The 26,940-nt window shown below is 70.4% G+C and carries 21 protein-coding genes; 13 read left to right on the forward strand and 8 right to left on the reverse strand.

The genetic code is table 11. The features are described 5' to 3' along the window. Window positions 1-55 precede the first annotated feature (55 nt). From I2W78_RS13675 to I2W78_RS13700, 6 genes are all read left to right on the forward strand, one after another. Window positions 56-1,267 carry a pyridoxal phosphate-dependent aminotransferase gene (locus I2W78_RS13675; protein ID WP_196459899.1) on the forward strand — a complete coding sequence of 404 codons (1,212 nt, stop codon included), beginning with the start codon at window positions 56-58 and terminating at the stop codon, window positions 1,265-1,267. A 100-nt stretch (window positions 1,268-1,367) separates the two neighbouring features. Continuing rightward, complete coding sequence (locus tag I2W78_RS13680) at window positions 1,368-1,781, forward strand: SCO4983 family protein (protein ID WP_196459901.1); 414 nt, start codon at window positions 1,368-1,370, stop codon at window positions 1,779-1,781. Between the two features lie 285 nt (window positions 1,782-2,066). Further along, a complete protein-coding gene (locus I2W78_RS13685) occupies window positions 2,067-3,143 on the forward strand; it encodes a substrate-binding domain-containing protein (RefSeq protein ID WP_196459902.1) in 1,077 nt (358 codons plus the stop codon). Between the two features lie 13 nt (window positions 3,144-3,156). Then, the gene (locus I2W78_RS13690) at window positions 3,157-4,368 is read left to right on the forward strand and encodes a toxic anion resistance protein (RefSeq protein ID WP_196459903.1); all 1,212 of its coding nucleotides are present in this window, start codon (window positions 3,157-3,159) and stop codon (window positions 4,366-4,368) included. Continuing rightward, window positions 4,365-5,903: a substrate-binding and vWA domain-containing protein gene (locus I2W78_RS13695; RefSeq protein WP_196459904.1), complete on the forward strand. Its 1,539-nt coding sequence runs from the start codon at window positions 4,365-4,367 to the stop codon at window positions 5,901-5,903. Before I2W78_RS13690 ends, I2W78_RS13695 begins: the two co-directional genes overlap by 4 nt. Further along, the gene (locus I2W78_RS13700) at window positions 5,890-6,492 is read left to right on the forward strand and encodes a hypothetical protein (RefSeq protein ID WP_196459905.1); all 603 of its coding nucleotides are present in this window, start codon (window positions 5,890-5,892) and stop codon (window positions 6,490-6,492) included. The genes I2W78_RS13695 and I2W78_RS13700 overlap by 14 nt, the downstream gene beginning before the upstream one ends. Before the next feature lie 164 nt (window positions 6,493-6,656). On the opposite strand, the gene I2W78_RS13705 is transcribed toward I2W78_RS13700, so the two are convergent. Beyond that, window positions 6,657-8,483: a phosphoenolpyruvate carboxykinase (GTP) gene (locus I2W78_RS13705; protein ID WP_196459906.1), complete on the reverse strand. Its 1,827-nt coding sequence runs from the start codon at window positions 8,481-8,483 to the stop codon at window positions 6,657-6,659. Between the two features lie 325 nt (window positions 8,484-8,808). Between I2W78_RS13705 and trhA the strand changes: the two genes are divergently transcribed. From trhA to I2W78_RS13730, 5 genes are all read left to right on the forward strand, one after another. Beyond that, complete coding sequence (trhA, locus tag I2W78_RS13710; RefSeq protein WP_196459908.1) at window positions 8,809-9,522, forward strand: PAQR family membrane homeostasis protein TrhA; 714 nt, start codon at window positions 8,809-8,811, stop codon at window positions 9,520-9,522. Window positions 9,523-9,647: 125 nt separating this feature from the next. Further along, entirely contained in the window at window positions 9,648-11,192 is a 1,545-nt protein-coding gene (locus I2W78_RS13715) for a DHA2 family efflux MFS transporter permease subunit (RefSeq protein ID WP_196459910.1), read from the forward strand. Between the two features lie 5 nt (window positions 11,193-11,197). Further along, window positions 11,198-11,818: a TetR/AcrR family transcriptional regulator gene (locus tag I2W78_RS13720; protein WP_445330149.1), complete on the forward strand. Its 621-nt coding sequence runs from the start codon at window positions 11,198-11,200 to the stop codon at window positions 11,816-11,818. 4 nt (window positions 11,819-11,822) lie between these two features. Next, window positions 11,823-12,554: a Mut7-C RNAse domain-containing protein gene (locus I2W78_RS13725; protein ID WP_196459913.1), complete on the forward strand. Its 732-nt coding sequence runs from the start codon at window positions 11,823-11,825 to the stop codon at window positions 12,552-12,554. 47 nt (window positions 12,555-12,601) lie between these two features. Continuing rightward, entirely contained in the window at window positions 12,602-12,907 is a 306-nt protein-coding gene (locus I2W78_RS13730) for a hypothetical protein (protein WP_196459914.1), read from the forward strand. Here the strand turns inward: I2W78_RS13730 and I2W78_RS13735 are convergent. The 5 genes from I2W78_RS13735 to I2W78_RS13755 all read right to left on the reverse strand — a co-directional run bounded on the left by I2W78_RS13735 (window position 12,894) and on the right by I2W78_RS13755 (window position 21,620). Next, window positions 12,894-15,314, reverse strand: coding sequence for a galactose oxidase-like domain-containing protein (locus I2W78_RS13735; protein ID WP_196459915.1), 2,421 nt, complete (start codon window positions 15,312-15,314; stop codon window positions 12,894-12,896). The two genes, I2W78_RS13730 and I2W78_RS13735, sit on opposite strands and share 14 nt — an antisense overlap. Then, window positions 15,311-16,492 (reverse strand): glycosyltransferase, encoded by a 1,182-nt coding sequence (locus I2W78_RS13740; RefSeq protein ID WP_196459916.1) that lies wholly within the window; start codon window positions 16,490-16,492, stop codon window positions 15,311-15,313. Before I2W78_RS13740 ends, I2W78_RS13735 begins: the two co-directional genes overlap by 4 nt. Continuing rightward, entirely contained in the window at window positions 16,489-18,138 is a 1,650-nt protein-coding gene (locus I2W78_RS13745; protein WP_196459917.1) for an ArnT family glycosyltransferase, read from the reverse strand. Before I2W78_RS13745 ends, I2W78_RS13740 begins: the two co-directional genes overlap by 4 nt. Beyond that, window positions 18,135-19,397, reverse strand: coding sequence for a glycosyltransferase (locus I2W78_RS13750; RefSeq protein ID WP_196459919.1), 1,263 nt, complete (start codon window positions 19,395-19,397; stop codon window positions 18,135-18,137). The genes I2W78_RS13745 and I2W78_RS13750 overlap by 4 nt, the downstream gene beginning before the upstream one ends. A 192-nt stretch (window positions 19,398-19,589) precedes the next feature. Continuing rightward, window positions 19,590-21,620 carry a thioredoxin domain-containing protein gene (locus I2W78_RS13755; protein WP_196459921.1) on the reverse strand — a complete coding sequence of 677 codons (2,031 nt, stop codon included), beginning with the start codon at window positions 21,618-21,620 and terminating at the stop codon, window positions 19,590-19,592. 147 nt (window positions 21,621-21,767) lie between these two features. Here I2W78_RS13755 and I2W78_RS13760 point away from each other — a divergent pair, with 147 nt between their 5' ends. Next, window positions 21,768-24,968, forward strand: a complete 3,201-nt coding sequence (locus tag I2W78_RS13760) for a tetratricopeptide repeat protein (RefSeq protein WP_196459923.1) — start codon at window positions 21,768-21,770, stop codon at window positions 24,966-24,968. A gap of 155 nt (window positions 24,969-25,123) precedes the next feature. On the opposite strand, the gene I2W78_RS13765 is transcribed toward I2W78_RS13760, so the two are convergent. Next, the gene (locus I2W78_RS13765) at window positions 25,124-25,390 is read right to left on the reverse strand and encodes a hypothetical protein (RefSeq protein ID WP_196459925.1); all 267 of its coding nucleotides are present in this window, start codon (window positions 25,388-25,390) and stop codon (window positions 25,124-25,126) included. Beyond that, window positions 25,383-26,243 carry a mycothiol conjugate amidase Mca gene (gene mca, locus I2W78_RS13770; protein ID WP_196464545.1) on the reverse strand — a complete coding sequence of 287 codons (861 nt, stop codon included), beginning with the start codon at window positions 26,241-26,243 and terminating at the stop codon, window positions 25,383-25,385. Before mca ends, I2W78_RS13765 begins: the two co-directional genes overlap by 8 nt. Window positions 26,244-26,412: 169 nt before the next feature. Here mca and I2W78_RS13775 point away from each other — a divergent pair, with 169 nt between their 5' ends. Beyond that, window positions 26,413-26,811, forward strand: coding sequence for a DUF4307 domain-containing protein (locus tag I2W78_RS13775; RefSeq protein WP_196459927.1), 399 nt, complete (start codon window positions 26,413-26,415; stop codon window positions 26,809-26,811). Window positions 26,812-26,940 lie beyond the last annotated feature (129 nt).

Raw genomic sequence — 26,940 nt, forward strand, 5'->3', positions numbered from 1 at the left:
TCATGTGGCGGAAAGCACGAGCCGTGACGCGTTACGCGGCCGTAAGCTCCCAGACATGCAGGTGATCCAGTCGACCAAGCTCGCCAACGTCTGTTACGAGATCCGGGGCCCGGTACTCGAAGAGGCGATGCGCCTGGAAGCGGCCGGTCACCGCATCCTGAAGCTGAACACCGGCAACCCGGCCGCCTTCGGCTTCGAGTGCCCGCCGGAGATCCTGGAGGACATCCTCCGGAACGTCTCGACGGCCCACGGCTACGGCGACGCGAAGGGTCTGCTGGCCGCGCGCCGGGCGGTCGTGATGCACAACCAGACCCTCGGCATCGAGACGGACGTCGAGCACGTCTTCATCGGCAACGGCGTCTCCGAGCTGATCACCATGGCGATGCAGGGCCTGCTGGACGACGGCGACGAGGTCCTCGTACCGGCGCCGGACTACCCGCTGTGGACGGCCGCCGTGTCCCTGTCCGGCGGTACGGCCGTGCACTACCGCTGCGACGAGCAGTCCGACTGGATGCCGGACCTCGCCGACGTCGAGCGCAAGGTCACCGACCGCACCAAGGCGATCGTGATCATCAACCCGAACAACCCGACCGGCGCGGTCTACGACGAGGCGGTGCTCAAGGGCCTCACCGACATCGCCCGCCGCCACAACCTGCTGGTCTGCTCGGACGAGATCTACGACAGGATCCTGTACGGCGGCGCCACGCACACGCCCACCGCGGCCGTCGCCCCCGATCTGCTCACCCTCACCTTCAACGGCATGTCGAAGGCGTACCGGGTGGCCGGCTACCGGGTCGGCTGGATGTCGATCTCCGGCCCGCGCGCGCACGCCGACTCCTACATCGAGGGCCTGACGATCCTGGCGAACATGCGCCTGTGCGCGAACATGCCGGGTCAGCACGGCGTCGTCGCCGCGCTGAGCGGACGTCAGTCGATCAACGACCTGGTGCTGCCGGGCGGCCGACTGCGGGAGCAGATGGACGTCGCCTACGAGATGCTGACGCAGATCCCGGGCGTGACGTGCGTCCGCCCGAAGGGCGCCCTGTATCTCTTCCCCCGCCTCGACCCCAAGGTCTTCAAGGTCAAGGACGACCGCCGGATGGTCCTGGACCTGCTGCGGCGCGAGAAGATCATGGTCGTGCACGGCACCGGCTTCAACTGGACGGAACCGGACCACTTCCGGGTCGTCACCCTGCCGACGGTCGGCGATCTGCGGGACGCGATCGGCCGGATCGGCACGTTCCTGGACGGCTACAGCCAGACCTGACGCTCACACTGCGTGGACACCCACCCCTTATTTGTGAACGGCTCAACTTTAGACGAAATCTAAGCTAGGATGGCTTCTGCCAAGCACAGGAGGCCATCCCATGTACGAACCGATCCGCGCCAAGTCGGTCCACACGATGGCCGGCACCCCCTCCGACTTCCCGCACCGGTCACGTGAGGAAGAGCTGGACATCCAGCTCGCGGGGCACCTCGCGGCACTGCTCGCCGTCACCGACGAGCTGCGCGCGCTCGCCCCGTCCGACGACCTGGACACCGCCGCCGCACGGCTCGCGGAGCAGGTGGCACGGCTGCGGGGAGGCCGTACGCCGGCCCGTGCCGTGGCCTCCGGCGGTGAGCCGAGGCTTGCGGCGCTGCACCGGCGTGCGCATGCCCTTGCCGGGCGGGCGCTGGTCGTCGCGGCGTCGCGGGCGGATACCGCTGCGGCGATTCTGGCGGCGCAGCGGATGGATGCCCACGCGTCATCCCTTGAGCCGCGTGAGTTTGCCGCGCACTGAGCCCGCTGGGCTCCGCCGAACGACCCCGGTCCGCGTGCACCCGCAGCGACGCGCGGACCGGGTGTCACAGCACGGCGTTGGCTTGAGCCGTCGCGCCTGTTCGCCGTAGGGCTTGTTGTCGTCGTGCGGCTGTCTGTTGTTTGTGGTTCCTCGCGCCCGCGCGGCGGAGCCGCATATCGGTACAGCCCCGCGCCCCTTGCGGCGTTGCCGTGCCGGGACTGGTACGTCACCCCCTGTTCACCCTCCGCGCCGGGGAACGTTGGGTTCCGGGAGCACGCTCCCGGCGTGAGACGAATGACAGGGATTTTCCTCGCGGTGTTGCTGATCGGCGGCGTGGTGGCGGCTGTCGTGGTGGGCCGGGACAACGGGGAACAGAGCGCGGCAACGAAGACCGTGCGTGGCGTGGTCGGGTCGGAGAAGGCCGAGTTCTTCGCCGATCCGCAGGTCGTGGACGCCCTTGCCGCCAAGGGCTACACCGTGAAGACGGAGCCGTCCGGGTCGTGGGCCATGGAGGACCTGGACCTCAAGGGCTACGACTTCGCCTTTCCGTCCAGCAAGGCGCCCGCCGACACGCTGGCCGAGAAGTACAAGGCGCAGCAGCCGCTGCCGCGCCCCTTCTACTCGCCCCTCGTCGTCGTCGCCCACGGCAACGCGGCGGAGGTGCTTCAGGCGAACGGGCTCGCCACCCTCGACGAACCCCGTCGCGGGACGCTGAAGATGGGCGCCTATCTCGACGCGGCCCGTGACGACCGCACCTGGCAGGAGCTCAAGGGGGCCGACAAGTACGGCGAGTTGAGCGGGACGCTCTACATCGCCAGTACCGATCCCGTCACCTCCAACTCCGGCGCCCTCTACCTCGCCGCCGCCTCCTACGTCGACAACGACGGCAAGGTCGTCGCGAGCGACGCCGACGTCCGCCGCACCGCGCCGCTGCTGCGCAAGCTGGTCACCGTGCAGGGCGCCCAGCAGTCCAGCTCGGACGGTGCCTTCCGGGACTTCATCAGCGGGGCCGGCAATCCGCTCGTGCTGGTCTACGAGTCACAGGTCGCCGCCCTGCTCGCCCAGGGCCAGGGCGTCGACGACCTCGCCGTCCTCTACCCGGACACCACCGCCACCAGCGACCACACCGTCGTGCCGCTGACCGACGAGGGCCGCGAGCTCGGCCAACTGCTCTCCACCGACCCGCGGTTGCGCGAGCTGGCCGTCCGGCACGGGTTCCGCCCGCAGGGTGCCACCGCCGAGTTCACCGCGGCCACCGCCGACCACACCGACTACCTCAACCAGAAGCTGACCGGCGTACGGCAGGCGCCCGTGCCCACCTCCGGGGTGCTGCACGAGATGGCGCGCCGGGCGCGCGGATAGGGGGATCAGCCAGATGAGCGACTACGACCTCGGCCACAGCGCCAGCCAGAACACCAGCGCCAGCCGCGACGACTCCTTCACCCTCACCCCACCCGAGCCCGTCTCCGCGGTTCCGCGCGAGAAGGCCGGCGGGCTCGTCCCCGTCGACGACGGCGTCCGTACGGACATGGCCCGCAAGGCCGCCGACTACGTCGCCGGACTGGCCGCCCTCGACGCCCGCTCCCCCGAGTTCGCCGGCAAGGTCGGCGAGATCACCGCGCTCGGCGCCGGCGAGATGCGCACCGCGGCCGCGCAGTCCAACCGCATGCTGGAGCGGACCGTGCGCAGCCTGCCCAGCAAGGGCGGCGACGCCCAGGCGCAGGTCGCCGGGTCGCTGGTGGAGCTGCGCCGGGTCGTCGAGGACCTCGACCCGCGTGACCTGCCCGCCGGCAAGGGACGCAAGTTCCTCTCCCGGCTGCCCGGCGGCAACAAGCTGCGCGACCACGTCGCCAAGTACGCCTCCGCGCAGGGCACGTTGAACAAGATCGTGGGGTCGCTGCGCGGCGGGCAGGACGAACTGCGCCGCGACAACGCCGCATTGCAGACGGAGCGGGTCCGGCTGTGGGAGACCATGGGCAAGCTCCAGGAGTACGTCGTGCTGACCGAGGCCCTGGACACCGCCGTCGAGGAGCACATCGGCCGGGTCGGCGACCCCCAGCAGGCCGACACCGTGCGCGCCGACGTCCTCTTCCCCGTCCGGCAGAAGCACCAGGACCTGCTCACCCAGCTCGCGGTGTGCGCCCAGGGCTACCTCGCCATGGACGTCGTACGCCGCAACAACGAGGAGCTGATCAAGGGCGTCGACCGGGCCGCCACGACCACCGTCTCGGCGCTGCGCATCTCCGTGATGCTGGCCTCCGCGCTGGACAACCAGAAGAAGGTCGTCGACCAGGTCAACGCCCTGCGCGGCACCACCGAGGACCTGATCCGGGGCAACGCGGAGATGCTCGCCACGCAGTCCGGCGAGATCCAGCGGATCGCCGCCGACCCGGCCGTCGGCGCGGAGACCCTGCGGACCGCCTTCCAGCAGATCTACCGCACCCTCGACGCCATCGACACCTACAAGGTGCAGGCCACCGAGGCGATGGCCGCCACCGTCGAGTCGCTGACGAACGAGCTCCAGAGCGCGAGCGCCTACCTGGAGCGCAGCCGCTCCCAGGGCGCCCTGGAAGGAGGCCAGATATGAGACGCCGGATCGCCGCCCTGACCCTCGCCGGGCTCGCCCTCCTCACCGCCTGCACCGGGCAGGACACCCCCGACGCCGACCCCACCACCTACACCCCCGGCACCCTGCGCGTCCTCGCCTCCAGCGAGCTCAGCGACATGTCCCCGGTCCTGGACCAGGTCCGCGAGCAGACCGGCATCACCGTCCGGCCCACCTACATGGGCACCCTCGACGCCGTCGACCTGCTGGCGGGCGGCAAGGCGGACCAGGCGTACGACGCGGTGTGGCTGGCCTCCAACGACTATTTGCGGCTGCGCCCCGAGGCGCGGAAGAAGGTCGTGTCGGAGACGCCGATCATGTCGAGCCCGGTCGCGATCGGCGTCAAGCCGGCCACCGTCCAGGCCCTCGGCTGGACCCCCGAGGACGTCACCTGGTCCCAGGTGGAGCAGGCCGTCCGGGACGGCGAGCTGACGTACGGCATGACCGACCCGGCCCGCTCCAACTCCGGTTTCTCCACCCTGGTCTCGGTCGCCTCCGCCCTCTCCGGCGCCCAGTCCGCGCTCACCGACGCGGATGTGCGCAAGGCGACTCCGCGGCTGCGGGAGTTCTTCCAGGGGCAGAAGCTGACCTCGGGGTCGTCGGGCTGGCTGGCGAGCGCGTACACCCGGCGCGGCAACGTCGACGCGCTGCTCAACTACGAGTCGGTCCTCAAGAGCATCCCGGACCTGACCGTGATCCGCCCCAAGGACGGCGTGATCACCGCCGACTACCCGCTCTCCTCCCTCGCCTCCGCCGGTACCGGCGCCCGCGAGGACGTACGCCGCCTCGCCGAGGCGCTGCGCGCCCCGGAGATCCAGCGCGCGATCACCGATCGCACCCACCGCCGCCCGGTCGTCGCGTCCGTCAGCCCCGCACCCGGCCTGGACCCCACACGGCGGCGCGAACTGCCCTTCCCGGGCAGCCGTTCCGTCGCCGACGGGCTGCTCGACTCGTACGAGAACGAACTGCGCCGTCCTTCGCGCACGGTGTACGTGCTGGACACCTCCGGCTCCATGAAGGGCGACCGGCTGGCCCGGCTGAAGTCGGCGCTCACCGGTCTGACCGGGGACTTCCGGGACCGAGAGGAGGTCACGCTGATGCCGTTCGGATCGGACGTGAAGAGCGTGCGCACCCATGTCGTGGACCCCGCGAACCCGAAGACCGGCCTCGACGGGATCCGCCACGACACCCGGGCGCTTCAGGCCCAGGGCGACACGGCGATCTACACCTCGCTGGAGAAGGCGTACGAGCATCTGGGCGCCGACGAGGACATGTTCACGTCGATCGTGCTGATGACGGACGGCGAGAACACCGTCGGCGCGACCTCCCAGGACTTCGAGGCGTTCCACGGATCGCTCACCGGCGAGCAGCGCGACATCCCCGTCTTCCCGATCCTCTTCGGCGACTCCGACCGCTCCGAGCTGGAACACATCGCCGAGCTGACCGGCGGCCGTCTCTTCGACGCCCAGCAGGGCTCCCTGGACGGCGCCTTCGAGGAGATCCGTGGCTACCAGTAAGGCACTGACGTACCTGGAGTCCCGCAAGAACCTCACCGGCTGCGCCTGCGGGCTGCTCGGGCTGGTGCTGACGTTCACGGGGGTGGCGGGCCCGTACTGGCCGGTCGTCGTCGCCGGTCTGTACGGGGCGGGCGCGCTGATCGCACCGCCGGAGCGGCCGACGCTGCCCGACTTCCCGGATCCGTCCGCACAGCTGGACGAACTGCGGGGCGACTTCGAGCGGCTGGGCGCCTACCTCGCGGACGTGGAGCTGCCGCCCGCCGCGTCCGGTCGGCTCACCGAGCTCACCGACCTGCTGGCCGCGCTGCTGGAGCCGGGCTGGGTCGCCGAGGTGCTGGCCCAGGACCCGGAGGGCGTGCGCGCCCTGTCCCGGGCCGTGCGGCAGGACGTTCCCGAGGCCGTCGACGCGTTCGTCCGCACCCGATGGTGGCACCGGATGACCCCGGGGCAGGAGCCTCCGGAGCGCCACCTGGAACGCCAGCTCACCCTGCTCCACGAGGAGGCGCAGAAGCTGGCAGCGGAGCTGAGGGAGACAGAGGCCAGGCGCCAGGAATCCCACACCCGCTACTTGGAGGACCGCCAGCAGTAACGCCCCCAGGGGACTTTCACCCCCAAGCAATCGCCCATGCTGGGCGCACACGGCGAAGGCCGCGCACCCCATTGTGCGCGGCCTTCACAACCTCACCGCGGCCGGCCGTGACGATATTGCTGGTCAGGGCACGATCGGAGCCGACCGCGGCGTCCTTGGGGGCGTCAGCCCAGCCGCTGGACCAGGGCGTGGTACTGGTCCCACAGCTCCTTCGGCGTGTGATCGCCGAAGGTGTTGAGGTGCTCGGGGACCAGCGCGGCCTCCTCGCGCCACACTTCCTTGTCCACGGTGAGCAGGAAGTCCAGGTCCTCCTCGCCCAGTTCCAGGCCGTCGGTGTCGAGGGCCTGCCTGGTCGGCAGGACGCCGATCGGCGTCTCCACGCCCTCGGCCCTGCCCTCCAGGCGCTCCACGATCCACTTCAGGACACGGCTGTTCTCACCGAAGCCGGGCCAGACGAACTTGCCCTCGTCGTTCTTGCGGAACCAGTTGACGTAGTAGATCTTCGGGAGCTTCTGCGGGTCCTTGCCCTTGGCGACGTCGACCCAGTGGCCCATGTAGTCGCCCATGTTGTAGCCGCAGAACGGCAGCATCGCGAACGGGTCGCGGCGCAGCTCACCGACCTTGCCCTCGGCGGCTGCGGTCTTCTCGGACGCCACGTTGGCGCCCAGGAACACGCCGTGGTTCCAGTCGAAGGACTCCGTCACCAGCGGTACGGCGGTGGCGCGCCGGCCGCCGAAGAGGATCGCCGAGATCGGCACGCCCTTGGGGTCCTCCCACTCGGGCGCGATGATCGGGCACTGCGAGGCGGGCACGGTGAAGCGGGCGTTGGGGTGGGCGGCCGGGGTCTCGGACTCCGGCGTCCAGTCGTTGCCCTTCCAGTCGGTGAGGTGGGCCGGGGTCTCCTCCGTCATGCCCTCCCACCAGACGTCGTTGTCGTCGGTGAGCGCGACGTTGGTGAAGACGGAGTTGCCCCACAGCGTCTTCATCGCGTTGGCGTTGGTGTGCTCGCCGGTGCCGGGCGCGACGCCGAAGAAACCGGCCTCGGGGTTGATGGCGTACAGGCGGCCGTCCTCGCCGAAGCGCATCCAGGCGATGTCGTCGCCGATCGTCTCGACCGTCCAGCCGGAGATCGTGGGCTCCAGCATGGCGAGGTTGGTCTTGCCGCAGGCGGACGGGAAGGCGGCGGCGACGTACTTGGGCTCGCCCTGCGGCGGGGTGAGCTTCAGGACCAGCATGTGCTCGGCCAGCCAGCCCTCGTCGCGGGCCATGACGGAGGCGATGCGCAGGGCGTAGCACTTCTTGCCGAGCAGCGCGTTGCCGCCGTAGCCGGAGCCGTAGGACCAGATCTCGCGGGACTCGGGGAAGTGGGAGATGTACTTGGTGCTGTTGCAGGGCCAGGGGACGTCCTCCTGGCCGGGCTCCAGCGGGGCTCCGAGCGAGTGCACGGCTCGCACGAAGAAGCCCTCGGAGCCGAGCTCGTCGAGGACCTGCTGACCCATGCGCGTCATGGTGCGCATGGACACGGCGACGTACGCCGAGTCGGTGATCTCGACGCCGATCGCGGACAGCGGCGAGCCGAGCGGGCCCATGCAGAAGGGCACCACGTACATGGTGCGGCCGCGCATCGAGCCGCGGAACAGGCCCTTGTCGCCGCTGAAGATCTCCCGCATCTCGGCGGGGTCCTTCCAGTGGTTGGTCGGGCCGGCGTCCTCCTCCTTCTCGGAGCAGATGAACGTCCGGTCCTCGACACGGGCGACGTCCGTCGGGTCGGACGCCGCGTAGTAGGAGTTGGGGCGCTGGATCGGGTCGAGTTTCCGGAAGGTGCCCTTCTCGACGAGCTCTCCGCACAGACGCTCGTACTCGGCCTCGGATCCGTCACACCAGACCACGCTGTCCGGCTGGGTCAGTTCGGCGATCTCGTCGACCCAGGAGATGAGCTCCTGGTGGTTGGTCGGGACGGTACTGGGGGGAGCCGCGATGTCGCGCGCCACGATCGCTCCTAAATGAGGGATTTTTGTCTGTCTGCCCCGTGGGGGCCGCGGCCCGGATGCTTCGCTTACTCCCTTTGGCGCTCATCCGGTGCCGACCGCACTCATTTGATCATCCGAGGTGACTGCGCATTTGTCCAGAGGGCCGCCCACCTGAGCGGCGTGAGGAAGGCCACCCACCTCTGTGTTTCTCTGTGTTTCTTTGCGTACACGTTGGGTTCGGATGACCGACCCTTGAGGAGCGCGGGTTCCAACTCCCGTGAGATGATGGCCACTCCTACGGGTGACCTGATCCGTAACTTACGGTTCCGTAGGTACGATGCGGCCCATGAATGCGTCCGCCTCCGACGCGCCCACGGACCCGCCGGTCGCCGACCGGATCGCAGGCGCGCTCTCCCTGCCGCACCCGATCAAGCCCAAGCTCCGCGGCTGGCTGCACCTCGGCATGTTCCCGGCGGTGCTGGTCGCGGGCCTGACGCTGACCGCCCTCGCGGACTCCCCCCGCGGCCGCATAGCCTGCGGGATCTACGCCCTCACGGCCTGCCTGCTGTTCGGCGTGAGCGCGCTCTACCACCGGGGCACCTGGAGTCCGAGGATGGACGGGATACTGCGCCGCCTGGACCACTCCAACATCTTCCTGATCATCGCCGGCACCTACACCCCGCTGACGCTGCTGCTCCTGCCGGGCAGCAAGGGCCGCTGGCTGCTGTGGGGCATCTGGGCCGCGGCGCTGGCGGGCATCCTCTTCCGGGTCTTCTGGGTGGGCGCCCCGCGCTGGCTGTACACGCCCTGCTACATCGCGATGGGCTGGGCGGCGGTCTTCTTCCTGCCCGACTTCATGCGCACCGGCGGGATCGCCGTGCTGGTCCTGGTGATCGTCGGCGGAGTGCTCTACAGCGCGGGCGGGGTCGTCTACGGCATCAAGCGACCGAACCCGTCACCACGCTGGTTCGGCTTCCACGAGGTGTTCCACTCGTTCACGCTGGCGGCGTTCGTCGTGCACTACGTGGGGATCTCGATGGTGGCGTACCAGCACGCGTAACCACGACGTCCGGGAAGGGCCACGGCTTGCGAGCCGTGGCCCTTTCGCATGCCCGGGACCGCCGGGCCCTATTGGCAGTCCAGCCCTATTGACAGTCCGACTCTTTTGAGAGTTACTTTCATTTCATGGCTACTGTCACTGAAGGGGTGCGTCCCGACCCCCGCCGCTGGTGGGCCCTCGCCGCCCTGGTCGCGAGCATGCTCACGCTCGGCTTCGACATGACGATCCTCAACGTGGCGCTGCCGACGATGGCCGGGCAGCTCGACGCCGGCACGGGCGAGCAGCAGTGGATGGCGGACGCGTACGTCGTCGTCTTCGCGGCGCTGATGCTTCCCGCCGGTCTGCTCGGCGACCGGTTCGGCAGGCGGCTGATGCTGATCGGCGGGCTCGGGATCTTCCTCGCCGGGTCGGTGGTCGGCGCGCTGGCCGGTGACGTGAGCGCGGTGATCGCGGCGCGGGCGGTGATGGGCGTCGGCGCGGCGCTGGTCACGCCGCTCGCGCTGTCGGTGCTGCCCTCGCTCTTCGGCCCCGACGAGCGCACCAAGGCCGTCGGGGTCATCTCCGCCGCCTCGGCGCTGGGGCTGCCGCTGGGCCCGATCGTCGGCGGCTGGCTGCTGGACCACTTCTGGTGGGGCTCGGTCTTCCTGGTCAACGTGCCCATGGCCGCGATCGGCATCGCCGCCTGCTGCTTCCTCCTCCCGGAGACCCGGGACCCGTCCTCCCCCAAGGTCGACACCGTCGCGACGGCGCTCACCGCGACCGGCCTCGGCACGCTGATCTACGCGATCATCGAGGCGCCCGTCCGGGGGTGGGGCGACCCGCTGGTGCTCGGCATGCTCGGGGCGTCCGTCGTACTGATCGCTCTCCTGGTGCTGCGCGAGCGACGGGCCGCGCGTCCGATGCTCGACATGGCGCTGCTGGCCGAGCGCCGGTTCCTGTTCAACACGCTCGCGGCGACCCTGGTGATGTTCGTGCTGTCCGGGCTGCTGTTCGTGCTGCCGCCCTACCTCCAGGCGGTCCTCGGTCACGACGCCTTCGGCACCGGGCTGCGGCTGCTGCCGATGATGGGCGGGCTGCTGGTCGCCGCGCGGGCCGCGCAGCCGGTCGTCGCCCGGTTCGGGGCGCGCGGGGTGGTCAGCGCGGGGCTGGCGGTGCTGGCCTTCGCCGCGCTGCTCGGCAGTCGTACGACGGTGGAGTCGGGGTACGGCTTCACCGCGCTGTGGCTGTCCGTCGCGGGCGTCGGCTTCGGTTTCTGTGTCGTGCCGGCGATGGACGGGGCGCTGGGGGCGCTGCCCGCCGACCGCGCCGGGAGCGGGTCGGGGCTGCTGATGACGCTGCGCCAGGTCGGTGGCGCGATCGGTATCGCGCTGCTCGGCAGTCTGCTCGCGGGCGCCTTCCGGGACCGGCTGGACGTCGCCGGGCTGCCCGCGCAGGCCGCGGACACGGCCCGGGAGTCGGTGGTCGCCGCGCACGTCGTCGCCGAGCACTCGGGCGCGGCCGGGCTGGCGTCCTCCGCCAACGGCGCGTATGTGCACGGCATGGGCCTGGTGCTGCTGGTGTGCGCCGTCTCTGCGCTCGTGGCGGCCCTGGCGGCCGCCGTGTTCCTGGGCGACGGGAAGGAGCAGCGGGCCCCGGACATGGCCGGGTCCATGGCCGATGCACGACAATGACCACCATGACGGCAGCACACTCCAGCACCCCCGCCGACCGCCCCCAGCTGGGACTTCGGGAGCGGAAGAAGATCAGAACGCGTGAGGCGATCCGCTCCGCGACGTACCGGCTGATCGATGAGCAGGGGTACGAGGCCACGACGATCGAGCAGATCGCCGACCGTGCCGAGGTGTCGCCGTCGACCGTCTTCCGCTACTTCCCCACCAAGGAGGACATCGTCCTCACCGACGAGTACGACCCCCTGCTGCTGGAGGAGCTCCGGGCCCGTCCGGCGGACGAGCCCTGGCTGGAGTCCATGCGGCAGGTCATGCGCAAGGCCATCGGCCTCGGCATCGACGAGGCCCGCGAGATCACCGAGCTCCGGTGCCGGCTGATGGCGGAGGTCCCGGCGGTGCGCTCCCGGATGATGGAGAGCATGTCGCAGACCGGGCAGCTGGTCGCCGAGGCCATCGGCGAGCGCACCGGCCGGGACCCGCAGAGCCTGGAGGTGCGGGTCTTCACGATGTCCCTGATCGGCGGGCTGATGGAGGTGTCCCAGTACTGGGCACGCACCGGCTTCCGGGAGGACCTCGCGGACCTCGTCGACCGGGCCCTGACCGTCTACGAGCGCGGCCTGACATCCTGATCCGGTGAACCGACCCGAGATCCACGTCCAGTTCGCCACCGAACTGCACCTGTTCGTCCCGCACGGCTGGCGGCGCGGCGCCACCGCGCTCAGCACGGACGGGGCCTCGACGCTCGGCCATGTCGTCGAGTCCCTCGGCGTCCCGCTCACCGAGGTCGGCGCGCTCGTCGTGGACGGCCGTGAGGTGCCGCCGGCCCACATCCCGAAGGACGGCGAGACGGTCAGCGTCCGCGCGGTGCAGCGCCCGCAGCGGGTGCCCGGCGCCCCGCTGCGGTTCCTCCTCGACGTCCACCTCGGCACCCTCGCCCGCCGGCTGCGCCTGCTCGGCGTGGACACGGCCTACGAGTCCATGGACATCGGCGACCCGGCGCTCGCCGCCCGCTCGGCCGCCGAGCGGCGCGTCATGCTCAGCCGCGACCGGGGCCTGCTGCGCCGCCGCGAACTGTGGGCCGGCGCCTACGTCTACAGCACCCGCCCCGACGACCAACTCCGCGACGTCCTCGACCGGTTCTCCCCGGACCTGCGCCCCTGGACCCGCTGCACCGCCTGCAACGGCATGCTGCGGGACGCCACCAAGGAGGAGGTGGCGGAGCAGCTGAAGGGCGGCACCCAGCGGTCGTACGACGTCTTCGCACAGTGCCGACAGTGCGGGCGGGCGTACTGGAAGGGCGCACACCACGAACAGCTGGTGGCCATCGTGGAACAAGCCCTGAGTATGCGTACGCAGGGGCACTGAGTACGTCGCCCGATCACCGATGACGGCGGGGGCGATGAGATGGCGACATGAACAACGCGCGCCTGCTCACCGGTTGGTCCGTCGCCGGACTCCTGCTGCTCCTGCCGACCGTCGCTGTCGCCTGGGTCGCGGTGCTCGCCACCGAGCGCGGCAGCCGCTGCCTCACCTACGGGGAGCAGTGCTCGACGATTCCGAGCGGGGTGCTGCACGCCTTCTTCTGGGCCGCTCTCGCGCTGGGCGCCCTGGCGCTGGCATGGCCCCGAGCCAGGTGGCAGTACGCCAGGCTCGGGGCCGTGCTGGTGCAGTGGGGTGCTCAGCTCACACTGGGATCGCTGATCCTCAGCGGCGCCTGACGTCACCCTTTCCGCAGGCCACGCCGTCCCTGTTCGGGTCCAGGCGTAGCGGGTCGTCCTTGCCGTTGACCTTCAGGCGGCCGTAGTCGTGCTGCTTGAGCCAGGTGCAGCGGGCCGCCGTCGTCTTCTTCACGTCCGCCGGGAAGGTGGTCGGTACGCAGACGTTGGCGGAGCCGTAGTGGCGGTCGCAGCCGGAGATGGTCGTGGGGACCTTCTGCGACGCCCGCTTCTTGCCGGGCCCCGTGACCTTGCCGGACAGGTCGTCGGCGAAGGAGTGGACGTGCGCGGAGGCGTCGGTGGCCTTCAGGGCCTGCGGGCCCGACAGGTGCACCCACTTGGCCACGGACGGCACGCCGTTGGCATCGACCGCGAAGAGCATGTACCAGCCGGGCGGGGCCAGGTTGGGGTTGCTCGTGACGTTGAGGTCGATGTTGTTGCCGTCCACGCTCAGCGGCAGGTCCACGAACCGCTGGTTCGGGTCGGAGGAGTGCGTCACCGCCGCCGGGCGGATCAGCTCGGCCTTCGCGATGGGCCGGTCGACCGTGATGCGCTGGGTGTCGCCGTAGTTCCACTCGGTGTCGATCACCGAAGTGATCGTCGGGCGTGGGCCCTTGAGCAGATACGGCGGGGTGTAGATGGACACGTTGTGGTTCCAGGAGCCGTTGCCCGGGTTGTCACCCGTCGTCATCACGCGGCCGTCGGGCAGCAGGAACGCCGAGGAGTGGTAGCCGCGGGCCTCGGGGTCGGCGGCCACCGGGTCGAAGGTGTTGGTCGCCGGATCGTAGATCGACGACTCGAAGACCGGGTTGGCGCGGTTGTGCAGGGCGCCGCCGGTCTCCAGGACCTTGCCGTCCGGGAGCAGTACCGCGGAGACGTACATCTTGCCCTGGTTGCCGGTCTGCGGGACCTTCCCGTTGCCGAGGTCGACCGTGCCCTGCGGGATCGGCGGCCCGGCGACGTAGGACGGGTTGGGCTGCTTGAGGTCGATGACGTCGGTCAGGCGGTTCGCCTGCGGGTTGGAGTCGATGTTGCCGCCGCCGATGGTGAGGACCTTCTGGTCCTGCGCCGGGGGCAGCAGCACGCTCGCCGACTGGTCCCGCTCGTCCTTGTTCTGCAGACCGGGCACCTGGGTGACGGTGTTGGCGTCGTAGTCGTAGATCGCCGAGCCGGTGCCGGGGATGTTGTTGCCGAAGACATGGCTGCCGGAGTAGAAAAGGCGGCCGTCCTGCATCAGGATCATCGACGGGTACAGACCCCAGTACGACCAGGTCTGGTTGACCTTCCACAGCGGCTGCCACTGCTGCTCGTCCTCGGACCACAGCTCGGCCGTCACCGACCCGGTGGAGTCCTCCTTCAGCCCGCCGAAGGAGATCACGTCACCGTTGCCGAGGATGGTCGCCGACGGGTACCAGTGCCCGTCGTTCATGTCGTTCGTCTTGATGTACGTCTCGGTCGCCGGGTCGAAGACGTACGAGTCCTTGTACCCCTGGTAGCCGATCGTGCCGTCCGCCGACGGGTAGCCCTTGTTGCCGCTCATGATCAGCACCCGGCCGTCGGACAGCTGCACATGACCGGCGCAGAACATGTCGTCCGGCGTGGGGATGACCTTGTACGTGCCGTTCTGAGGGTCGTAGACGGCCGAGGTGAACGTGCCCGCCTCGAACATCTCGGGGTCGTTGCCGGAGCCCGCGATCAGCAGCACCTTGCCGTTGTGCAGGACCACGGAGTGCATCGAGCGCACCGGGTTCTGCGCGGGCAGCACCTCCCACCTGCCGTTGGCGCACTCCTCGGCCGTGCCCGTGCACTCCGGCTCCGGGACCGGGTCGGCGACCTGTTCCATCGTGTAGTCGTCGGTGGTCACGGAGCCGGTGCCGTAGACGGAGACGCCCCAGGAGATGCGGTCGGTGCCGGCCGGGACCTCCGGGGTGCGGACCGTGGCCTCGGTCCAGGTACCCGCCATCTCCAGCGTCTTGAGATCGGTCCAGTACTGCCAGCCGGCCGTGGAGTCGTGCCGGAACAGGGTGATGTTGGCGTCCGGCGTGGTCGACTTGTACCAGAGGCCCAGGTCGTACTGCTTGCCGGGCGTGACCACCGGCGCGCAGTCGGCGGACTCGGTGATCAGCGCCTTGCGGTCGCCCTCCAGGCGGCGGGTGAGCGTGACCTTCATGGCCTTGCTGCCGGAGTGGGCGTCGGCGACCGTCTCGAAGCTGAAGTCGTTGTCGCCCCAGCCGGACTTCGACCAGCAGTACGGCATGTCGCCGGTACCGGCCGTCTCGAAGCCGGGGTTCTTGATGAGGTTGGCGGCGGAGGCGGGCTGGGGTGCGGTCAGGAGCAGGCCGCCGGTGAGGCCCGCGACGGCCAGCAGTGCGGTTCTGCGCCTTGATCTCGTACCGGGTCTTGATCTCATGCGGTGCTCCTTGCTGTGCGGCTCCTGCGCGGGAGGTACACCAGCGCTTCGGTCCCCACGAAGCGCAGGACGAAGGTGATGACGAGTGCCAGCGCGGTGGCGGGCAGCGCGGCCATCTGGAAGGTGCCGACCAGCAGCGCGATGAGCGGAATGCGCACGAGCAGGTCGGCGTTGGCGAGCAGCGCGAACCGTGCGGTGCGGTCGGCCCAGTGCCGGAACCGCCTGCGTTCACGGAACAGCAGCTTCTCGATGAGCAGGAAGTTCCAGACCACGCCGAACTGGTTGGCGACGATCTCGGCCGGCAGGTAGTGCATCCCGGCCTCGGTCAGCGCCCACAGCGCGAGAAGGTTCGGCACGAAGCCGGTCAGCCCGATCAGACCGAAGACGATCATGCGGGCCACCGGCGAGGCGGTGCGCAGCCCGACCAGATGGCGCAGGAAGCGCAAGCCCTCCTGCGCGGTCGACTTGGACTCCCCGGCGAACCGGTCCTGGAAGACGAACGGGACCTCGGTGACCTCGCGGGGGCGGCTGCGTACGGCGAGTTCGAGGAGGATCTTGTAGCCGAGTGGCTGGAGGATCTCGGCGGTGACCGCGCTGCGGCGGATGGCGAAGAAGCCGCTCATCGGGTCGCTGATGCCGTGCAGCTTGCGCGGGAACAGCGACTTGGTCAGCCAGGTCGCGGCGCGTGAGACGGCCACGCGGTAGCTGCCCGCCAGTCCGGCGCGGCTGCCGCCCTTGATGTAGCGGGAGGCGACGACCAGTCCGGCGTTCGCCCGCTCCCCCGTCGCGACCAGCTCCGGCACCAGGGAGGGCGGATGCTGGCAGTCGCCGTCCATGACGACGATCCAGTCCGACCCGGCCGCCTTGATGCCCTCGACGACCGCGCCGCCGAGCCCGCCGACGGGCTCCTCGCGGTGCAGGACGGTCACCGGAAAGGGACAGTCCTGGGCCGCCTTGTCGATCACCTCCGGGGTGTCGTCGGTGGAGTCGTCGACGAAGACGACCTCGCAGGGCAGCCGGGACGGCACCGACTCGGTGATCTGGTGCAGCAGTTCACGGATGTTGGCGGACTCGTTGAAGGTCGGTACGACGATGGTGACGGCGCCCGGCTCGGGCACGTCGGCGGCGTACGCCGCCGGATCGCCCAGCTCACCGGGGACCACGGACTCCTGGCTCATCGGTCGCCTCCCGTCCCGGCGCTGAGAATCTGCCGGATCTCGATCCGGTCCTCGCCGGCGCCGAACACGGCGACCGGCGTCGAGTGCTCCATCGCGGCCTTGACGTTCGGCAGGTCGACCGCGTCCCGTCGTACCGTCGGCGAGGCGACCACGTAGTCGAGGTCCCGCCAGCCGTTGGGCATGGTCTTCGTCACGGCCGGGTCGAGGTCGGCCTTGTAGAACCAGATGACGCCGAGTCCCGGCTCGTAGCCCTCGTGGACGAGGTCCAGCCACATCGCGTCGTCGACGAGCACCCGGGTGTCCTCGGGCTTGTCGACCTCCGTGGCCATCCACCGCGAGGCGGCCCGGTAGGGGGCGTTGGCGTCGGCGGTCATGGCGGTGCGGTCGCCGTCGTACCAGCGCGGTACGACGTACGCGCCCGCGGCGAGCGCGAGGACGGCGGCGAGCGCGTACCGCCCGCCGGTCACGTACTTCCTCTCGCCCGCCCGGCGCCGCCGCCGCAGCACGGCGTGGGCGACGGAGGCCGTGCCCCCGGCGAGCACCAGGGCGAGGAACGGCAGCGCCTGGATGATGTACATCGCGGGCAGGTAGCCCGGCCTGAGGGCCATCCCGGCGAGGATCGCCACGGCGAGCGCGGGCCCGGCGAGCGCCCGCGCGGTCACCGACCAGCGCCAGGTGACGACGAGCAGCAGCGCACCGGCGAGTCCGCCGAGCGGCAGCACCCGGTCGTAGTACAGCCACGACTGGAGCACGCCGTACGAGCCGGTGCCCTCTTCGAGGATGAAACCGGAGCCGGGGCGGCTCATCTGGTAGACGATGCCGTCCCACAGCGAGACATGGCCGTCGCCCGGCAGCAACTCGCCCTTGAGCAGCGCGAAGAGCGGGTACGAGATGCCGATGAGCACGCAGGCCGTGACGGCGCCGGTGATGGCGAACTTGCGGGTGTCCCGGTGGCTGTGCCGCCACATCGTCACCAGCACCGCCGGCAGCACCAGCAGCATCGTCTCCTTGGTGAGCACCGCGGCCGCGGCCGCCATGCCCGCCCCGAAGTGGTGCCACAGGTGGCGGCTCGGGGAGGCGGCGAGGGTGAACGCGAGGAGCGTCCACATCACCGCGATGTTGTCCAGGAAGATCTCGCGCTGAAGGACCACCGACAGCGGGGAGAGCCCGAACAGCGCCATGGCGAGCCCGGCCGCCCAGCGGGGCAGCGACAGCCGGCGCGCGAGGACGTACACGAGGACCGCGCTGATGGCGCTGATCAGCAGCATCACGGCGCGCATCGAGCCGACGGTCATCGACTCGGGCGCGAAGTGCGCGGGGATCCAGGTCAGCAGGGCGATCTGGATCCAGCCGAGCGGCGGGTGGTCGTACCAGTACGTGTAGTGGGCCAGGCCCCGGCCCTCCTGCACGGCCCAGGCCTGGGCGAGGTAGGTGCCCTCGTCGTCGCTGAGGGTCGGGTAGGCGGCGATGTTCCAGCCCTGCACGACGAGGATCGCCACCAGCAGCAGGCCGCACAGGATGAGGTCGGGACGGGAGGAACGAAGTCTCTTGGGCGGCGTTGTTCGACGGGTCGAACCGGTTTTCGGCGCAGCTGTCCGCTGCGCGGGGACCTTGACTCCGGTCGCCGCGGGAAGGGTGGAGGTCACGCAGGAACGTCCTCTCGGTTCACGTGCGCGAGATGTGCGCCGACGTGGCTGGTCAACTCCCAGTCGTTGCGGCCGCGTTGCTCGCGCCACACTGCGCGGACGGCTGCACCGGCGAGGAGCACCTGGTAGAACGGGCCACCGATGATCAGCTTCAGGTAGTGCACGAGGCGGACCCGGAGTCCGTACTGCTTGCCGAAGTCGTGCAGTCCGACGAGCTCGAAGACGAAGGTGACGAGCGCGGTGACGGCCGGCAGGAAGGTGATGAAGGCGACACCCACGGGCACGTCGAGGAAGAGCGCGATGGCCACGTTGAGCGGGATGATCACGCCGGAGATCGCCTGAAGGTAAGGCGTCATGAGGGTGTAGCGGGCGAGCAGCCGCTGCCGGAAGCTCGGCAGCTGCTTCCAGTCCCGCTTCCGGTAGACCTGCAGGAAGCCCTGGTTCCAGCGGGTGCGCTGCTTGAGCAGGGACATCAGGCTGCCCGGGGTCTCCTCGCGGGTGACCATGTCGGAGTCGTAGGCGACGACGACCTTCTTGCCGACGCTGGACAGGCGCACACCCAGGTCGCAGTCCTCGGCGAGGCAGTTGGGGTCCCAGCCGTTCGCTTGTTTGAGAACGTCCGTCCGTACGAAGACGGTGTTGCCGCCGAGCGGGATGAAGCCCTTCTGGGCGTGCAGATGAAGTCTGGAGCGGAACCAGAAGAAGTACTCCAGGCAGTTGCGCAGGCTGTACCAGCTGGAGTGGAAGTTGATCAGCTGTACGCCGCCCTGGACGACGTCCGCGCCGGTGGACCGGAACGCGTGGTCGACATGGGCGAGCAACTCGGGGTGCACCTGGTCCTCGGCGTCGAAGACCCCGACGATGTCGCCGCGGCAGTGCGGCAGCGCCGTGTTCATGGCCTTCGGCTTGTTCTTCTTCTCGTGGGTGTCGACGACGACCCGCACGCGCGGGTCACGGGACTCCGCCCGCCGGGCCACCTCGGTGGTCTCCGGGTCGTCGTGCCCGACGATGACGATGATCTCGAAGTCGGTGTGTGTGGACTGCAGCAGCCGCTGGATGGTGTGGTCCAGCACGGCCTGTTCGTGCCGCGCCGGGAGCAGCAGCGAGAACGACACATGCTCGTCCCCGTCCGGTCTGCTGAAACGGGTGGAGGCCAGCACCTCGGGCGTACGCCACGCGTGCATCTGCCACCACAGGGTGAAAGCCGCCATCCCGAACAAGGCCAGCGAGACAACGGCAATGAAGACAGACGTCAGCAAAAGATCCCCCAGATCTTCAAATCCCCCCAGCCGCGACGGGGTTGACCGCCCGTCCCAGCACTGTGGAGAGAGTAGGGGGGAACTGTGAAGCGCGGTAGCTGTTCCGATAAATAGCTTGTTTCGGAACGGTACGGCGCCTAGGGGGACGTGTCCGAACACGTGCCCAATTGGGCAGCGTTTTCCGGCCTCTGATCAGGCGTTGAGTGCCGCCCGCAGCCGCTCCGGGTCCGTCGTCGGGGCGTCACAGGTGAAATTACGACACACGTACGCCGTCGGTTCACCGCCGGCCAGCGGACGGTCGGCGAGGAGCGGGAACTCGTCACTGCCCGGCACCCCGTACGCGACCACCGCACCCGGCGCGGTGCCCAGAAGCGCCGTGCGGTGCAAGGACTTTGTCGCCGCGTCATCCAGCGCGCGCCCCACCACGGCGACCTCGCGCGGCCCGTCCAACCGGGCCTCGGCGACCGCCAGGCCCCAGCCGATGAACCGCGGCACACGCGGCCCGAGCGCCTTCACCACGCCCAACGCCCGCTCGGCGGCAGTGCGATGGGGCTCGGCGCCGGTCTGGGCGGCATAACTCAGCAGGGCACCCGCGGCGGCGGTCCAGCCGGACGGGGTGGCGTTGTCGGTCGGGTCCTGCGGACGGCGGATCAACTGCTCGGCGTCGGCGGCGGTGTCGAACAGGGCACCCGACTCCTCGTCCGTGAACCGGACGAGGACGTGGTCGAGCAGCAGTCCGGCGAACTCCAGCCAGACGCCCTCGCCGGTCACGGACGCCAGCGCGAGGAAGCCCTCCGCGACGTCGCCGTAGTCCTCCAGAACGCCCGCGTTCGCGCCGACCCGGCCGTCTTTGCTGGTCCTGGCCAGGCGGGCGTGGTCGTCGAGGTGGACGCGGACGAGCAGGTCGGCGGCGGCGAGGGCGGCGTCCACCAGGTCGGGGCGGTCGAAGTAGGCGCCGGTCTCGGCCAGCGCGGCGATGGCGAGGCCGTTCCAGGCGGCGACGACCTTGTCGTCCCGCCCGGGAGCGGGCCGCTCGGCACGCGCCGCCCGCAGCCGCCGCCTGATGGAATCGACCTTCTCGGCGTCGAACACCGCGTCGGACTGCGGGAGTTGGAGGACGGAGGCGCCCTCCTCGAAGGTGCCTTCCTCGGTCACCCCGAAGTACTGGGCGGCGAGTTCGGCGTCGTCGCCGAGGACGTCGCGCAGTTGCGCGGGGGTCCAGACGTAGTACGCCCCCTCGACGTGCCTGCCCTTCCCGTCGTCACTGTCGGCGTCCAGCGCGGACGCGAAACCGCCCTGCTCGGTGCGGAGTTCGGCGACCATGAAGTCGGCGGTCTCCAGCGCGACCCGCCGGGCCGGCTCGGAGCCAGTGGCCCGCCAGAGGTGCGCGTACACCCGGCACAGCAGGGCGTTGTCGTACAGCATCTTCTCGAAGTGCGGCACCACCCAGTCGCGGTCGACCGAGTACCGCGCGAACCCGCCGCCGAGCTGGTCGTAGATCCCGCCCCGGGCCATCCGCTCACAGGTGTCCTGCGCCATCTGCAGGGCGCCCTCGGCGCCCGTGCGGGCGTGGTGGCGCAACAGGAACTCGACGACCATGGACGGCGGGAACTTCGGCGCCCCGCCGAAGCCGCCGCGCTGCGGGTCGTACTCCCGGGTCAGCCCGAGCAGCGCCTGCGCCAGCTCCTGCTCGCCGGGCGCCTCGATCCCGCCGAACGCGATCTCCCGTCCCGCCAGATCCCGCACGATCTTCCCGGCCACGTCGGTGACCTCCTCGCGGCGATCACTCCAGGCGTGACTGACGCCCTCCAGAACCTGCCGGAAGGAGGGCATGCCGTGCCGGGGGGCCGGCGGGAAGTACGTGCCGAAGTAGAACGGCTCCGCCTGCGGGGTGAGGAACACCGTCATGGGCCAGCCGCCCTGCCCGGTGGCCGCCTGCACGGCCTCCATGTAGACGGCGTCGACGTCGGGGCGCTCTTCGCGGTCGACCTTGATGTTGACGAAGTGCTCGTTCAGGAACTCGGCGGTCGCCCGGTCCTCGAAGGACTCGTGCGCCATCACGTGACACCAGTGGCAGCTGCTGTAGCCGACGCTGAGCAGGACCGGTTTGTCACTCCTGCGCGCCTCCTCGAACGCCTCGTCCGACCAGGGCCACCAGTCGACAGGGTTGTCGGCATGCTGCAACAGGTACGGGGACGTCTCGTGCGCCAGTCGGTTCGGCATACCTCCATCCTGCCCGACGGGCAGGGGGTGCTGCCGAAACGACCGGCCGGGCATCTCCCCCGACCGATGATCGCCGCCCTCTCGCCATCACGCGCCCGCGCAAGGACACTCGTAGGGCGAAGCGGTTGTCACGGAGGGGGACGGGACATGCGGGACAGTCATCGGGTGGAGGCCGAGGGGCTGTTGGTGCGGGCGGTGGAGGAGGAGGTACGGCGGTCGGGTGGCCGTACCGACGGGAAGGTGCTGCTGGCGCGGGCGCGTGGTGCGCTGGACACGATGGCGCGGTCCGCCGCCGAGGAGTACGAGGCCTACACGCGGGCCCTGGACGAGACGGAGGCCGGCCGGCTCACGTTCGCGCAGCGGTATGCGCGCGAGGGCGCCGGCACGCCGCTCGTTGTGGCCGGTGTGGCCGCTGTGGCTGCGGTGATCGCCGATCTGGCGCTCGGTACGGGCACGACGACCGCGCTCGGCGCGGGCGTGACCGTCGGCGTGGTCGGCGCGGCGACGACCGTGGTGAAGGTGGCCGGGTCCCATCTGCCCGCCGCGCACCACCGGGCCGGAGCGGTGGGCCAGCCGGGCGGCCCGGAGCAGTTGCGGTTGCAGTGGCTGACGGCGCTGGAGGTACGGGGGATCCGCCCGTTCCTCGACCAGCAGCGGGTGCTGGCCGCGTCGACCGGGCCGAAGAAGCCGGGGCCCAAGCTGCTGGGCGCCGACAAGAGCGGGGCGGCACGCGGGCGGAGCGTGCTGGGGCAGTCGTTCGGTCAACTCCCGGAGCCGGTCGGTCCGTTCGCGGGGCGGCGGCAGGAGATGGCCCGCATCCGGCAGTGGGTGCAGGCTGCCCGCGCGAGCACGCAGACCCGGCCGACGGTGGTCGTCCTGCACGGGGCGCCCGGCAGCGGTCGTACGACCCTCGCGGTGCGCGCCACCCACGATCTGAAGGATCAGTTCCGCGGCGCGTGCGTGGTCGATCTGCGCGGCGCCAGCCGGGACGAGCCGCCGCTGTCCACCCGCGAGGCCCTGCTGCATCTGCTGAACCGGCTGGGCGCGCCGCGTGAACAACTGCTGTTCCGGGAGCGTTCGTCGACGGATCAGCAGGTCAAACGGCTGAGCGAGCTGTACCACCAGCATCTGACCAACGTGCCCGTCACCGTCGTCCTGGACGACGCCTCCGACCCCGAACAGGTGCGCGCACTGATCCCCGAGCGGTCCGACAGCCTGGTTCTGGTCACCGCCCGGGCGCCGCTCGACCTGCCCGGCGACCTGCCGGCGTGGGTGCACCAGCTGCCCGTCGAGCCGCTCGACGCGGCCGGCGCTGAGGAGCTGATGGGCGCGGCCGCGCAGGGCGAGACGGGGCCGTACGACGCCGAATCCGCCGACCGGATCCGGCAGTTGTGCGGTGGCCTGCCGCTGGCGCTGCGTATCGCGAGCTCCGCGCTGGGCCCGCGCTCGCCCCGCCGGCTGGCGTCGGACCTGGGCGCGTACGGGCCGGTGGAGCCGGTCGAACGTGCCCTGTGGCTGCGCTACACCGACCAGGGCGAACCGGCCCGGCGGCTGCTGCGGCGCCTCGCCCTGGCCGGTCGGGCCTCGCTCGGTGTCGCGGCGGCCGCGTCCCTGCTCGCCACCGACGAGGCCGAGGCGACCCGGCATCTCGTCGCGCTGTCCCGCGCGGGCCTGATCGACCACGTCCGCGGCAACCGCTACCGGCTGCACGACCTCGTCCGCGCCTTCGCGCACGCCCGGCTGGTGGACGAGGAGGACCCGGGGGAGCGCGCGGCGGCGCAGGAGCGGCTGATCGTGAACTACGCCGACCTCGCCGACTCGGTGCTGCGCCTGGTCGACGGCAACATGTCGACCCGCTCCGACCGCTTCGGCCCGCACGGCTTCACGTCGCTCGACGAGGCGCTGCGCTGGCTGGACGACGAGTCCAGCTTCATCACGGCGGCGCTGCGGCACGCCGAGGGCGTCAACCAGGCGGCGGTGCTGAACCTGCTGGGCGCGCTGTGCGACTACTGCCTGCTGCGCGGCGACCTCTACCGCCTAGGCGAGATCAGCGAACTCGCCCAGGCCGTCGACCAGGGCCTGCTGATCCGCTCGGTCCAGTGGCGCACGGGCATCGCGGCCCGCCAGCTGGGCGAGCTGGACAAGGCACGCACGACCCTGACGTCCGTGGTGGATCTGTATCGGGAGGCGCATCACGACGCGGGCGCGGCGAGAGCCCTGTGCTCGCTCGGCATCACGTTGCACCACCAGGGCAATCTGACGGAGGCGGCGGCGCGGCTGCGCGAGGCCCTCGACATGCAGGCCGCGCCGGCGCTGGCCACGGACCGGGCCTGGACGATGCACGCACTGGCGGCGGTGGAACGCGACCGCGCCCACCTCGCCGAGGCCCTGGACCTGCTGAACCGCTCCCTGGAACTGCACCGCGCCGGCGAGTCCCTGCACGGCGAGGCCTGGGCCCACTTCCAGCTCGGCCAGCTGTACCTGCGCCTCGGCGACGTCCCCCGCGCGGAGAGCGAACTACGGGCGGCCCTTGAGCTGTACGGCCGTACGCGCGACGCCCGTGGCCAGGCGTGGGCCCTGACCCAGCTGGCCCGGGCCCGGCTGGTCGCGGGCGACGCGTCGCTGGCGGTGGAGGAGCTGCGCCGGGCGGCGGTCCGGCACCGCGACAACGAGGACGCGCGCGGCGAGGCCTGGACGCTGTACTACCTGGGGCAGGCGCTGGAGGAGTCCGGCAGCCTGGACCAGGCGGTCAGGGAACTGGAGCGCTCACGGACGATGTTCTCCCGGATGCGGGACGTGTACGGCCTGGCCTGCGCGCGGCACCACTCGGCGCGGGCGACGAGAGATCAGCGGGCGGCCCAGACCGGCTCCCTGCGGAACTCCGGTTTCGCCCGGCAGCTGCTGGTCGACGCCCGCGCCGACTTCCAGCGCATCGGGGTGGCGCACGGGGAGGCGTGGACGTGCCTGGAGCTGGCGGTGGTGGACGCGGGCAACGCCCGCACGGCCCAGGCGCTCGCCCTGTGCGACGAGGCGGTCGGCCTCTTCGCCTCGTACGGCGACCGCCGGGGCGAGGACTGGGCTCACTTCCTGCGCTGCACGCTGTTGCCGTACGCCTCTCCGGGGGGTGCCGAGGTCGGTACGGCGGTGGCGCAGGAGGAACTGGCGCAACTGGCCCGAGCCGGGCATCCGGCTCGGGACCGGAAGCTGGACGACTTCGTGGAGGCGTATCAGCTGTTGCTGGAACGGGGCGTGGAGCTGGAGGCGGGATGGCAGGCGTGGCGCCTGGGGATGGTGCCCAGCCGACATGCCCGGGAGGTGATGGGGGTGCCGGTGGCCACGGTGTCGTGAGACCCGCGTCACACAGCGGGTCGGCCGACGGACAGGCCAGCCCTGGCGACGGCTCACGGTCAGCGGTGGCCCCCACCGGGGTGGGGGTCACCCCGGTGAAGGCAATCGCCCCGGTGGGTGGCCGTCGAGGTGAGGGGCCGCCTCCGGGGCGTCGCTCAGCCCTGGGTGGGTGACGTCTTGCCCGACGTACCCGTCGCCGCCGTGTCCTTGCCGGAGGCCCCCGTCGGGTCCGGGGCCTCCTTGAAGTCGACTCGGCCCATGTGCCGGTTCATGGACTTCATCAGGCCCCAGACGGCCAGGGCCATCACCGCGAAGACGATGAAGCCGAGGACGCCGGGGGTCACCTTGTCCTCGTCGACCTCCTTGGCGAGGGTGACGAGGTGGGTCATTGCCAGGCTCGCGCTTGCGCTCATGTCAGGCATTGTCGCGGATGCCCGCAAAGAGGTCGTCCTCGGGGAGGGAGGTATCCACGAGGGACTTCGCGAGCTCGTACTCCTCGGTCGGCCAGACCTCCCTCTGGAGCTCCAGCGGCACCCGGAACCAGCCCCCGTCGGGGTCGATCTGCGTGGCGTGCGCGATCAGCGCCTTGTCGCGGATCTCGAAGAAGTCCGCGCACGGGACGTGTGTGGTGAGCGTGCGGTCCTTGGTGCCGAATTCGTCCCAGCGCTTGAGCCACTCCCCGTAGGGCGACTCCAGGCCTCGGTCGAGCATGGCCTGGTGCAGCGCCTCGGTGCGCGGGCGGTTGAAGCCCTGGTTGTAGTACACCTTCAGCGGCTGGTACGCCGGTCCGTACTCGGACTCCGGGTACTTCTCGGTGTCCGCCGCGCCCTCGAACGCCACCATCGAGATCTTGTGGGTCATGATGTGGTCGGGGTGCGGGTAACCACCGTTCTCGTCGTAGGTGGTGATCACCTGGGGCCGGAAGGAGCGGATCTTCTTCACCAGCTCACCGGCCGCCTTGTCGACGTCCTCCAGGGCGAAGCAGCCCTCCGGCAGCGGCGGCAGCGGGTCGCCCTCGGGCAGGCCGGAGTCGACGAAGCCGAGCCACTCCTGCTGGACGCCGAGGATCTCGCGCGCCTCGTCCATCTCTCTCTTGCGTACCTCGTGGATGTGCTCCTCGACGTACTTGTCGCCCTGCAGCTTGGGATTGAGGATGGAGCCGCGCTCCCCGCCCGTGCAGGTCACCACCAGCACGTCCACCCCCTCGGACACGTACTTCGCCATGGTGGCCGCGCCCTTGCTCGACTCGTCGTCGGGGTGCGCGTGGACGGCCATCAGTCGCAGCTGGTCAGTCAAGACTCAATCCTCGTTTGGTCGGCGCCCGGTGTGACCGGGTGCGAACGGCGGCTTCTATAGTGACCGAATCAGGGGGCGATTAATTCCGGGGTACGCCCCGGAAGCCCCCTTCGGGATCCTCGATCCCGCCCCGGCCGAGAGGACGATCATGAGCACGGCGAGCACGCGACTGCCTGAGGGCCGTTACGGCCGCTCCTCGGACGAGCGCGCCGACCGCACCCTCAAGGTCGTCGGCGTGACCCTTGGCGCGCTGCTCATCGCCGTGATCGGATATTTCGCCTACCACTACATCGCCCAGAACAAGATCAGCGCAGAAGTGATCAGCTTCGATCTGTCTGACGAGGCGGTGAAGGTGAAGCTGGCGGTCGAGAAGGACGCGGGCGCCTCCGGCTACTGCACGGTCCGCTCCCAGGCGGCCGACGGTGCCGAGGTCGGCCGGGCCGACTTCCGCTTCGACGGGGACGCCACCCGGATCACCGAGATGGTCACGCTGCGCACCACGGCGCCGGGCACCACGGCGGAGCTGCTGGGCTGCCACGCCGACTGACGTCACTCCTCCACACGGCCGCTGACCTGCGTTGACGTGATTTTGGGCACTAATGTCCTCCCCTTTCCGCCACTGAATTGTTAGGCTCGTGGTTTCGCCCACTCGTGAAGGAACATTCTTCTGGGTAGG

This window comes from Streptomyces spinoverrucosus (genome assembly GCF_015712165.1).
Classification (GTDB): Bacteria; Actinomycetota; Actinomycetes; order Streptomycetales; family Streptomycetaceae; genus Streptomyces; species Streptomyces spinoverrucosus_A.